Here is a 12,198-nt window from a genome sequence, read left to right as displayed (position 1 = left end):
TTTGTGGCGCTATACAGGATCAGTTTGTCGCCAATCGGAATACAGCATCCTCTCCACTTCTAGCATCGTGACGGGATAACTTTCTAATAGTTCTCTGAGGCTGTTCTGATCTAGCAGCTCTACCGAATTCAACGCAGCATGTTCATGAGCCTGACGATTAAAGAACTGATTCGTGAAGCAAACCTTCTCAAAAACAACGTTGGGGTGGCGACGCTTATAGAAGGCCTCACCTGTCACCACGTCCTTAACGGCCTCCCAGCTCAACATGGCGCCGTCTGTGCCGCTGGTTTTTGCCTGCACCAACTGGCCCTTCGCTTCCCTTAGGGCCACCATATCCACGCCATTGTCTTTGCTACCTGGAGTTCGGTAGCACGAGTAGCCGCGCTTAGCCCACAGCACACCGGCTAAACATTCGAAATGCTGCCATCCCATACGCAGCGCCATGTCGAGGTCGACACGCTCGTCGATACCCTCTTGATCGGCGTTCGGCACTACATCCGCTAAGTTGAAGTCGCTTGGGCTGACATCACCGGCGCCATTGAGCATGTCCTCTGCCAATCCGCGCTTGTAGGCAAGCAACTGATCGAGTTTGACATCGAAGGTCGTGAAGTCATCCGCCCGAACAACGGGGTAATACACATAGACATCTTTCTTCTGGCCGATTCGATAAGCCCGATCTGTTGCCTGATCTTCCTTTGCGGGATTCCAGGTACGGGTGTAATGCACGACATGGTTCGCGGCCTGGATGTTCACTCCGAAGCCAACCGCCAATGGAGAGAGAATCAGCACACCGAACCCACCTGACTCCTGGAACGCCTTGATGCACTTCTGGCGACTATCTGCGTGCCTCGCCGATGCACTGGTATCGCCATTGATAATGTCAGGTTTGTAGCCAAACTCCGTTTCAATATAGTGCTGAAGTAGTCGCTGAATCTCTCGGAATTCGCAGAATACTATGACCTTCTCGCCTTTGGTCTTGATGTCTAGCAATTGAGTCAGAAGCCAGTCGAGCTTCGGAGCCTTGCGGCGGTACTCGTGAGTGGGCTCCGGTTTGAACACATTCAGACCATGTTGTCGCGGATCCGTACAGATCAGACGGAGGTAGTGCAGCAGGCCCAAGTGATTCTTAAACGGTGAAGGAGATTGAGCATCGGCACGTCCTTTAAAGCTCTCCACCGCCTTGGCATAGAGGTTACGTTGCGTGTCCGAAAGCCGAAGCCTGCGACATTCTTCGACGATGATCTTCCTAGGCAATTCCTTGGCCACATCAACCTTTAGTCGACGCAGTATTTGCGGAGCAATACGGGCCCGCAGTTCATCGACACGCGCATTTTCTTCGTCGGTCTTCGCTTCGATAGGCTTACGATACCGCTGACCAAAGTCATTCAACGCACCGAGCAGACCTGGCTGGACATAGTCGAACAAGCACCATATGTCCGCCAGCGTGTTTTCCACAGGCGTTCCCGTGCAAGCGATCTTGAATCCAACCTGCTGTTTTTTCGCTGCTCGAGTTACCATTGCAGCAGGATTTTTGATGCGTTGGGCCTCGTCACACACCATGAGTGACCATTTCTGCGAGGCAAATGAGAACTCAAGGTCACGAAGCGTCTCATAGGTTGTCAGCACGATCTTGGCGCGACCTATCCAGTTCGGCGTCAGAAACTTAACCAGCCCATCTTCAGACTGCAGTCGCTGATCAACTTGAGAGCGCGGTACGCGTAACGGCTTGAGTGAATCACCATAAGCCATCAAGATAGAAAACGTGCCTGGCTCAAAGAACTTCTCTGCTTCTTCCTCCCAATTCTCCAGCAACGAGACGGGTGCTACCACCAGCATCGGCTCGATACTTGGATCGCGTTCGATGAGATAAGCCATCAAGGCCAAGAGCTGGAAGGTCTTGCCAAGCCCCATATCGTCAGCCAACACCGCGCCGCGCACCTGGTACTCGGCCTGCAAGTCATACAAATGCTGCATCCATGCCAGCCCTGCTCGCTGATGAGCAAGAAGAGGGAAATTGGCACGGATGGCTTTGGGCAACCGGGGTTGCGCAGGGACAGCTTCAAGCGCTTCGCGGCGCAACTCCTCGTAATCGAGCGACTGAATATTTGCCCTCAAGATAAGTTGCTTCTGGGCGACCTGATCAGAACTCCTGGTGGGACGTCGATCTTTTCCTGGGTCGAATGTGCCCCCATCAAGCTCCTTGAAGACCTCCTTGAAGGTATCGGTGATCCGCTCCGCCTCCTCAAGAGGGATTGCTGTAGGCAGCCACGATGGGTGAACAGTTTTCTCACCTGCTGCCCTAGCTTTCTTGACAGCTTCCTCCAATCTTTCGATGGCGTTCCTGTCGATGGGAACCGCTAATGGCTCGGTGGCACCATCTGGCAGATAGACCACAACGGGAATGACGTTTTCTGGGAACCAGCCCTCATCATCTTTTTTCTTGGCGATATAGGGCGAGTAGTACGGCTTCTCAACGCCAATGGATTCGATGCGTGATGAGTAGCCACTGAGGTCGTGAACTTGAGCATAGGAAACAAGGATAGGTGGTGCCCGCCTTTGCTGTAAGGCGATTTTCAGTTCTTCGATATGACGCGGTGTATCCCCCTGTATCTCCAGTTCATAACCATTCCAGCTGATCAGTTGGTAGCCCAGGCTGAATGCACGATCCGCAATGTGTATGAATGAAGACAACGTTTCATCATCCAGCCACAGGCTTTCAGAAGAGGTGGGGCCACTTAGATTGGCTGTTTCGACAAGCAGTCCGGTACGGAGCGGATATCCCGAAGCGTCCCGCTCGAAGGTTGGCACGAACCGCTCGTAATCAAGTCCCGCCGCCTCCCGCGCCTGCTCGAATTGGGACTCAACGATGACATCAACCGCATCGTCACCCAAAGTGGCGTAGGGATTGAGTAAAAAAGCTTGGGCACGTGAGCCTGCGACTCGCCGACCAGGCAGGCGCTTGATCTCCTGGAGGACAGTACGCACTTTAGGGGTCACAAGCACCTGTACGATGCCGTCTGGGGTAACAATGTCGTAGCGATCCCGCACATCGCGGCTGCGGTCGAACGCCTCCAACCAGCCAGGCGGCGCACCAGAAAAACCGGGTTCTATTTCGACCACTCGATCATCGGCCACCACATCAGAATGCCGTAGGCCGATCTCCAGCTTCTCCGGCGCCAGGACAACTGAGCGATATAGGAAATCATCGAGACGGGCATTGGCGGCCAACGCCAAAAACCGAATCCGGCTCCAGGCTTGGCGGTGGGATAGATCGTCCCGCTCATCTTCAGAGCGCCTTGCGAAGCCAATCACTTCCTTGAAGAGTTGCCATTGCTCCGAGCTCATCATTTCGACCAGCTCGTCACGAGACATCAACGGGCCGGTCGTTTCCCATTGAGATGCCCTCCCATCGACGGATTGCCAACCGGCGACCACTACCGAGAAGTGACGATCAGCCAACGACTGATTGCTTCGAAGTAATTGCCTGGCCGCAGTGCGCGGAGGCAGCAAGAGCAGTTCAGACAATGCCGCATACTCAAGTCGACTGGTCGCCATATAAAACGCGTCCCATCCGAGCAGGTAGCCATCCGCCGTATCCAGCACCAAGCCGTCATCGGTAAGCTGACTCAGGAAGCCGTTGAGTAGCGGGCTTTCGATCCGAACACCACCTTGCCCCTCGACACGAGAAAGCACTATCCCAGCGGGTGACCAACGCCTGCTCCAGCCAGCGGCGTTACTGGATTCTTGCGACTTCCTGAAGATCTTGAGCATTCGTTCCCTCCTTACTTCCACCAACCCTTGCCGGCCTTGTAATGGAACCCCCAATGAGTCAGAACGCCAGAGATATGCGTGTCATCCACACCTGCTCTCACCCAGAGACAGCCGCCTTGGAAGCTTTTGTCCTCAATATGAAAGCCGTGCGCGTTTACGAAAATATCCAGCGCTGTGCGGCTGTACCGCTGTACATCACCAATATAGGAATCCGAATTGGAACGACTTGAATGAATAATGGGGCGTGAACCTGAGACAATTGCAGCGTCGGGATTTATGCCGAATTCTTGCTTTAGTGTCGCCTCAAACATTTGCTCCCACTTTTCCCAACCACGTATTCCGTCTTGATGTTGCAACCACAATACTCTGTGGGGCAGCTTGTGCTTCAGGGAATTCGGATCGTTAACGGCCAAGCGAAGAGTCTTTGTCGAATCAAACGGCAATAATTTACTAGAGTCGTAGCCATACAGTGCGTTCCCTATACCGCTGAACTCGACTACGACCAGATCACCCATCGTCATGATGAATGCGTTGTTTGCACCGGACGCGTCCAGATCGCAGATGAGTCCCTTCATCTTGTCCCGCAGCATAACGAAGTCCCTCTCACGAGAATTCCTAGCGGTCGAACCAAGTGCAAACTCGATAGGCTCAATTGCTTTGACGTAGCGCTTCCAGAACTCCATGCGCCGGCGATCCCCAAGTCCATCTTCGGCAAGTTTCGTGAAGAACGTCTCGATGAACTCTAGCTTGAGCCAAACCGCGACCATCGTTCGCGCTTCGGGAACGACAGCGCCCCAACGTGTCTCGCTTGAAGGAAGCCATGGATTGCCCCACCACTGAACCGAAGCATCCCGAAGCCTCTGATTCAGGGGCTTTTCCAGAACATCCACATATCTATTCAGGATCAAGGCGAGACCTCTATCACGTAACACCACGTTGTTGGCCAACAACTCCAGAAGGCGTGGAATGAGCTCCTTAAACTGCTCATCACCAAGCTGGGTCGCGCCACGCACCTGTGCGAGTACAAGCTCTCGGAGAAACCAAGAGGCTTTGCCTATTCCGAGTTGCTCGCACAGGTGGTCTATCCCACCAACATCGCCCCTCAAGAGTGCCTTTACGTAGGGTTCGCAAGGGTTGTCGCCAAATAGCTGTCGATTTCCAATCGCCGTTTCGACCCACTCGGGTTTGATCTGGGCATCGCGAATCAGATCATTTCGGTGACGCAGGTAATCGCGAAGAAGTTCCCAGTTACTGCGTCCGGCTGGTGAAACCGAGTCTGACAGGGCGTCATAGGTGAAGTAGCTCCTGATCAGTCCCTGGTAGAGCCGGCGGTACGCCGGCGGCCGGTCATTCCAGCTATCCAGGCGGTCTAGAACCCGCTGGAGTCGAGGACGATCTTCGAGTACACACGGCCCCATCGGGTGATGTGGCAGACACAACCCCCAAGAGAGCAATAAGGCGTCCCGAAAAGAAGGCACCTCCCGGCTGTCCCAAAAGCGACACACTGCTTCGAGCTGATGATCTTTCGAGATTGATCCAGTAGTTTTCGACTTTGCACGAGAAGCCATCTCCGCTAGGACATCATCAATTCCAGAGAAGGTCTGCATCGGTTTGGCACCCTTTTGGATGCCAACCTGCAATAGTGCTACGAGATAATCGAGACTGCTCATCGCAATGCGCACTCCCCGAAGTTTTCGGAAGTAGCATCCGCACCGGCACGCTGTTCGCCAATACCGAGAAACTCGATTCGCATCTCTACACGGCGGCTCTCTTCGTCACTGTCCCTGCTCGAATTGAATGAATAGCCGCCGACAAGAAACAAACTGCGCACATCCAGCTTCTGCGTATTGCTCAGTAAGTAGGGGCCTGAATTTGTGAACATCGTGCAGAGTACGCGCTGACTACGCTGTAGGCTCAGATTGAGGTTGCTAAGGTATGAGCCCGTTTTATCGGTATAACCTTCCACCACTATTCGCTTGAGCACGCGCTTTCCAAGTTCGTCATTCGAAAGGGTAAGGATCTCGGGAACGAACTGACGCAAGACGTTTTCCTGATCCACAGATAAGTTGGACTTACCGAATGCGAAGCGGGCCCGGTCACCGAAGTCGATTACCCGCCGCTCTTTGTCGATCTTTATTCCGTCAAAATGCTTGGCGGCTTCAGTGAAGCGCTCCAGGATGAGTTCGATATCCTGGCGATGCAATTCTTCCTGTTTCTCGCGCTCGGTAACGTTCTTGGTGACGGCCAGTAATGCCACCCCCATCACGACAAGGAACAAAACCATGAGCGCTGTCATCAGATCGGAAAAAGAAATCCAAAATGGTTTCTCTGCCTCGTCTTTACCCCCGCGCTTAATGACTATCTTGGCTCCGAGCATCGCTTAACTCCCAACGGGTGTCAGAGTGCCAGTTGATGCGAGAGTCAACTCAAACTCTTCTAGCGATGAAGACAATAGGCCCACCGCATCAGTAAGTTTGATGTGGAACGCTAGGTTCGCTTTGTCAAGCGTGCGTTTGACCTCCTCAGCGAATGAGGCATGTGCATCACCGAGAACACGACTAACCCCATTGAGGTATTCATCAGCCTGCTTCTGGGCCATGGCCAGCAGGTTCGCAGACCCTTCGATACGATTGAGAATGTCGGCGGTCAATGTCGCTTCTTTACGAGCGCCCTCTACCGTGGCCCGTAGCTCGGTGAGCATTGACACCACCGCTTCACGCTGCACACGGTAGTCGCGCAGCAGTTCTTGCATCGTTGAAGCACCGGCGTTGAGGGAATTCGAGGTTTCCGATAGCTTCATGGAAACGTCAGCAGCATGTTCCATGACACCGGCGACACGTTCACCCGCTAATGCAAAATCCTTCGAGGCAGCGCCGAGTCTTTCAGCACTGGTTTCCATCTTGCCGATGGAGGTACTTGTAGCCTGGGTCAGAGCCGCCACATTCTGCGCCATATGGGTCGAGGCCACGCTCATCTCCTTGATGGCGACCTCGACCGACTCCGACATCCCATCAACAGCACTTTGAGCACGTTCGGCCATAGATTGCTCACGAGCCCGATTGCCCTCGAACACCTGCGTCTGGCTCTCGCTCAAGGTTGCGAGCATGCCGGCAACTTGTGTGCCTATGGTTTCCAAAGTGGTATGAAGTTTCTGGCTGGTTTCGGACTGAGAGGTAGAGACCAATTGGCGGATCTGCTCGACGAATGCAGCAGACTGTTCATTCATCGCGTCCTGCCGAACCTCCATCTTCTCGATGGCTTGGGCCATTCGATCTGCCATAGAGTCAGTGGATCGGCGACTGGATTCCTCCATGTTTTCAACCAGTGACTTCAGCGTAACGACCGCATCCTGAATGCTTCGAGCCGTTTGCTGGTTTAAGTCGCTGAGTCCGGAGATTTGTCCACCGAACAGGTCGTTCAGGCGCTGGCTGAAGCTCGTCATCACATCCTGTAGCATCCGTGCCGCCGTTGCGCTCTGATCGCCGCTGGCGGACTTCACGGTCTCGGCAATATCCTGCAGCGGGCCTCTCAAACTTTGTTGGATACCCTCTACAATGGTAACGCCCAGCGCCTCGTTGTCCCGCCTTGACTCTTCTGTTAGTCGGTCAACCAGTAGTGTTTGCTGCTCCTTCGACGACGCGATCTGAGCATTGGTAAGCTCTCGCAGTAACTCCCCCAACTCCGTGACCAACGCATCCTTTAGAATTTTGGATTGGCTGGCAGAGTCTTCCGACGCCTTGACCAGCCTGGAAAGGTATTCTTCCCCCGCACCAGAGTCGAAACGGGCATCGATGTCATGCGAGATTTCTTCAGTGCGGCGGTACAGAGACGCAAGGAGGAGCTTCTCAAGCAAGGTCACCAGCATGGCCGCAGTAATTGCTGCGGCAGAGATCAGAAATGCCTCGCCAACAAGATGCATCAGTGTCTCGAGGCTGGAGCGAACCGTTGCTGCGTTCTCGCTCACCTGAAACTGCCGTAACCCTTCGATCAAACCAGAGAATGTTCCAATAATTCCGATACCAGTGAATAACCCTGGCACGTGTTTAAAGAACTCAGATCGCAGGCGGCTATCTACAACGAACTGACTGTTGAAGAAGAGCTCCGCCGGCACCGTAGCTCTCACGGCAGAGACAACAGCCTGACCGTCGCGGTCTTCGTGTTGAAAATGAAGGGAGTCCTGATATTCCTTCCACAAATGGGATAAACGCTTATCCCCCGCGAACACCTTCTTGAATTCGGAAGCGAAGTTCTGAGATGAAAACGTCGCTATACGTCGCTGTATTCTTCGCAATCGAAACCAATGCAGCACTCCGGGAACCAGAAAGAACAGGATGAATGCGACGACAAGAATGACCAGGACAGAGGCCACAATGAGCAAAATTGTTGGCGCGGATCCTATCAGCTCTTGGATGTTCACTTGGACTTCTCTCCCTGATGGCTTTCGGCCCTAGGCCCGGTAGGGGCCTTCCTCCCTTGCTCCTCGCAATACACAAAGAGCAATATTTTCAAGCATGCCTGCAAGGTGGGCCACTCACGGGCCACCGCCTCTTCGAGCAAGTGCCTAATGTGGGGATTCTCTGAAGCTGACAGAGACACCCTTTCCCTCAAACATGGTCGTTTGCCTTGCAAAGGTATAGCTCATTGAACCGCCCCTAGTTTTGTAGAGACATTTGAAGAGCTTCTATTGGCCGATTTCTGCTTTGGGCGATTGAAAGAAAAAGATCTAAACAAAACTGAAGCCGTTGAGGACTGAAGAGTTCGCGCGCCACAATCGCCCCCCACTGGGGCTAGATCACGGAAGCTTGCCCCGCCTACAGGGCCTGTTTGATAGCTGGAGTTTCGCCCTCGTAAACTTGAAATTGCCCGCAGGCTTCGACTTGAGATTGGAGCGTCGGAATCTACGCAGGTATCGGCACTTCAAGAAGGGTGACAAGACCACCGTGATCTACAATCAGCGCATAAATCTACGCGGCATCTATTTTTGAAACACAGACAAGGATTTCAGGATGCAACCCAGTAAAACTACGGTCACCGGCCTGTTCAGTACCCCTCATCAGTATCAGATTCCCATTTTCCAGCGGGGTTACGTCTGGACGCTGGAAAAGCAGGTTGGCCCGCTGTGGACTGACATCCAAGACCGTGCAGATGCCGTGCTGGAGCAACAGTCGCTAGCATCAACGGGCACCACCGCAGCATTGAAACCGTTACAGAAGCACTTTCTGGGTTCAATTGTGATGACTCCTGTGCCCAACAGTTTCGGCAGGGCACCAGCTTTCGAGGTGATCGATGGCCAACAGCGTTCGACGACCTTACACCTCCTGCTACTTGCCTTCCGCCAGGCAGCGCGTGAGCTGATAGACAGCCCCATACCTCAAATGCTCGATGGCTTGGTGCGAAACCCAGGCCCTTACCAGCGCGCGGAAGATCATTACAAAGTTTGGCCTACCCAGGCGGGGCAGGACGAGATGCGCCGCCTAAGCGATACCGCCACTCACGCTCAGGACGTGTACACGACTTATCCGGCACGCGATGCACGTACTCGGATTGAGCGGCCCCTGATGGTGCAGACCTACCTATACCTCTACCACGCCTGCCTTGCCTATATGCGGGGTGTTGACCTCACTGATGTTGTCAATCCTACAGCCGACCCCACGTTCGGGGATACGCTGATCGCGGATATCCGCCGTAATAACGACGTGTCGCCGTTGCAAGGCCATATGGCTCTTGAGTCGAAGCGCGCTCAGGCGCTTTACATGGCATTGGCCGACCACGTGCAGATCATGACCCTGACCTTGGAAGCCGAGGACGACCCTCAAGTCATCTTCGAAACACTCAATGCGCGTGGAGAACCACTGCTGGCGTCTGACCTAGTACGCAATTTCGTGTTCCTTGAAGCCGCTCGTCAGGGACAAGCTGTGCCGCAGCTATATGAACGGTACTGGAGCCCATTTGATCTTGTTAAGACCACCGGCCAGGGCGTTTCGGCAAATGCCTACTGGCGGGAAAAGGAACGCCAGGGGCGCTTGACCTATCCGCGCATTGATCTGTTCTTCTACAACTATACAATCCTGCGCAGCCACGAAATTACCCTAGCCAGTCATGTGTTTCAGTCATTCAAAGCATGGTGGCTAAAGCAGCTACGCGATCTTGAAGTGGAGCTGGCGCAGCTTGTTGCATCCAGCCGGCACTTTCAGGAGCTGGTATCTCCAGAGGGTACCGGATACTTGGCTGAGTTTGCGCGCTTGGTTAAGTCACTTGACGTGGGTACGGTTACACCAGTTTACCTTGCCCTGCGCGAGCGGTTGGCAAGCGACAGCGTGGAGCTGAGACAGGCTCTCGGCGACTTGGCCTCCTATCTGACACGACGTGCTGTCTGCGGTTTGACTACCAAAGGCTACAACCGCTTCTTCATGCGTGTACTGCAAGCTGTGTTGGGCGCACCCGAAGCCCCACACATAGCTTTACGCAATGTGCTTCTAGCAGCGACGGCACTCAGCGAGGTTTGGCCGGATGACGCCCTGTTTAGTGACAAGTGGTGTCATCGTCCGGTTTACAAGGAGCTTCGACCCGTTAAAACATGCGGTGTCCTACGGGCGCTGGAGTATGCCGCTCGTGGCTCTCAGCAAGGGAGCAATCATGTGCCTGCCCAGTCTGATTTGACCATCGAGCATGTGATACCGCAAAGCTGGGAAAAGCTGCCTACATACCAGATAACAGACATGACCGAGGCACAGCGTCAGATCAGAGAGACGGTAGTTCATGGTTTTGGGAACCTGACGCTGCTTACTCAGCCGCTGAACAGCTCGATCAGCAACGGCCCCTTTGCCGACACACAGGGTGTAGGCAGTGAACAGGTTCTGGGTAAACGGTCTCGACTGGGTCAAAGCGCTCTACTATTGAATACCTATTTTCAGCAGACAGCGCTTGGAGTATGGGATGACGATGCCATCGCGAACCGTTCTAAAGCCTTGCTTAAAGCAGCGCTACTCGTGTGGCCGAAGCCTGTAGGCGGCAGCGCCGCACCCGTAGCTGTGGCATCGGCGATCTCAGGGAACTGACCTGCCCTCCTCCCGCTGGGACGTGGAACCAGCCCCTGGGGACTTGAAATGACTCGCTGGCTTCGACTTGAGATTGGAACGAGGGAATCTACGCTGGTATCGGAACGCCAAACCCCGGATAAGTCTATGTACAAGATCGTAACCTTCACTCCCAAGGAGCTGTTCGACAAAGCTTGGGAAACACCTGTACTAAAACTGGCTCAAGAAATCGGTATATCAGACGTTGCGCTTTCCAAAGCATGTCGCAAAGCCGGCCTAGCTCTGCCACCTCGAGGACATTGGGCAAAACCAGTGTCTAAACGCCCTAGCAAGCCTATGCCTCCCACCGAAGAACACCCCATCAGCTTCACGGTATTGGATCGAAGCACACTTCCAGTGCAAAGCGCTGCGCCTATAAAACCGAAAGCAATCCGTTCAACCATCGAAGTACCTCACACCCTTCTTGCGCCTCACCCACTGGTAATCAAGTGGTTGAAATGCGTTAAAGCGGCCAAGATCCATGAAGGCCTTCTCGTGACCACGGGAAAACATGTGCTCGACGCGAGAATTTCCTCTGAACTAATTGATCGCTGCGTGCTGATTTTTGACACCTTGATAAAAGAGAGCGAGGCACTCGGCTATAACTGGAAGGTCACGTCGGACGAAAAAACATTGGTAGAGGTCGACGGCGAGCCCCTCGCAATCAAACTTGTGGAGCGCTTGAATAAACACGCTATCCCACCACCTCCACCACCCCCTCCAAAGCGCAACGCTCGATGGGAGCCTAAATTCTCGGCTCTGCGTTCGCCCCAATTTGAATGGTCTTCCAGCGGCGAATTAAGCCTGCAGATTGACGCACGTACTGATTACGGAAAGCGGAAAAACTGGACAGACACCAAGACCGGAAAAATCGAGAAGAAACTGGCGAGCATTCTCGACGGCTTCGAGGTGATAGCCCAATCGGTGAAAGCTCTGCGTTTGAAGAATGAAGAGGCTCGTCGTGAGCGAATAGCTGAAGAAGCGGTACGACTTGAGCGCGCCAAGCGTGAAGAGACTCATAGGCGTCTACGTCACAAACTCGTGGAGAATACAAAGCGTTGGGAGCAGGCTCAGCGATTGAGAGCATTCATCCAGGCAACCTGCAATGCCAGCGCTACTACTTCAGAGCACAGCCAGCAACAAACTACACTATGGGCGGCTTGGGCATCAGCCCAAGCGAACCAGCTTGATCCTCTTCACCCAGATACCTCATCAGTCACTTCGCTCACCGTCGCCATCGAGAGTTGGTTCAACGGCTACGGAATGATGCGCGTAGAAAAGGACTGGTGGTCTGAATGAAAGAGCGTGCAGAAATTAGCCAGATAGCTACTGTGGGTTAGGATTTACAGGA

6 protein-coding genes are annotated in these 12,198 nt (G+C 53.8%); 2 read left to right on the top strand and 4 right to left on the bottom strand.

Going from position 1 to position 12,198, the window contains the following annotated elements; all coding sequences use genetic code 11:
- Positions 1-9 precede the first annotated feature (9 nt).
- Genes BK665_RS08810 through zorA form a run of 4 tightly spaced genes read right to left on the bottom strand, consistent with a single transcriptional unit; the run spans position 10 to position 8,188 of the window.
- Positions 10-3,771, bottom strand: coding sequence for an SNF2-related protein (locus BK665_RS08810; RefSeq protein ID WP_123404668.1), 3,762 nt, complete (start codon positions 3,769-3,771; stop codon positions 10-12).
- An 11-nt stretch (positions 3,772-3,782) separates the two neighbouring features.
- Positions 3,783-5,441: an EH signature domain-containing protein gene (locus BK665_RS08805; RefSeq protein WP_123404666.1), complete on the bottom strand. Its 1,659-nt coding sequence runs from the start codon at positions 5,439-5,441 to the stop codon at positions 3,783-3,785.
- The gene (locus BK665_RS08800; protein ID WP_123404664.1) at positions 5,438-6,148 is read right to left on the bottom strand and encodes an OmpA/MotB family protein; all 711 of its coding nucleotides are present in this window, start codon (positions 6,146-6,148) and stop codon (positions 5,438-5,440) included. The genes BK665_RS08805 and BK665_RS08800 overlap by 4 nt, the downstream gene beginning before the upstream one ends.
- A gap of 3 nt (positions 6,149-6,151) precedes the next feature.
- On the bottom strand, positions 6,152-8,188 hold the full coding sequence (gene zorA / locus BK665_RS08795) for an anti-phage ZorAB system protein ZorA (protein ID WP_123404662.1): 2,037 nt from the start codon (positions 8,186-8,188) through the stop codon (positions 6,152-6,154).
- A 589-nt stretch (positions 8,189-8,777) separates the two neighbouring features.
- On the opposite strand from zorA, the gene BK665_RS08785 reads away from it, so the two are divergent.
- Entirely contained in the window at positions 8,778-10,829 is a 2,052-nt protein-coding gene (locus BK665_RS08785; protein WP_123404658.1) for a DUF262 domain-containing protein, read from the top strand.
- 126 nt (positions 10,830-10,955) lie between these two features.
- The gene (locus BK665_RS08780; RefSeq protein ID WP_123404656.1) at positions 10,956-12,146 is read left to right on the top strand and encodes a hypothetical protein; all 1,191 of its coding nucleotides are present in this window, start codon (positions 10,956-10,958) and stop codon (positions 12,144-12,146) included.
- Positions 12,147-12,198: the final 52 nt, after the last annotated feature.

This window comes from Pseudomonas frederiksbergensis, assembly GCF_003732665.1.
GTDB lineage: Bacteria > Pseudomonadota > Gammaproteobacteria > Pseudomonadales > Pseudomonadaceae > Aquipseudomonas > Aquipseudomonas frederiksbergensis_G.
The sequence above is the reverse complement of the archived record's forward strand: the minus strand, read 5'-3'. Positions and strand labels throughout refer to the sequence as shown.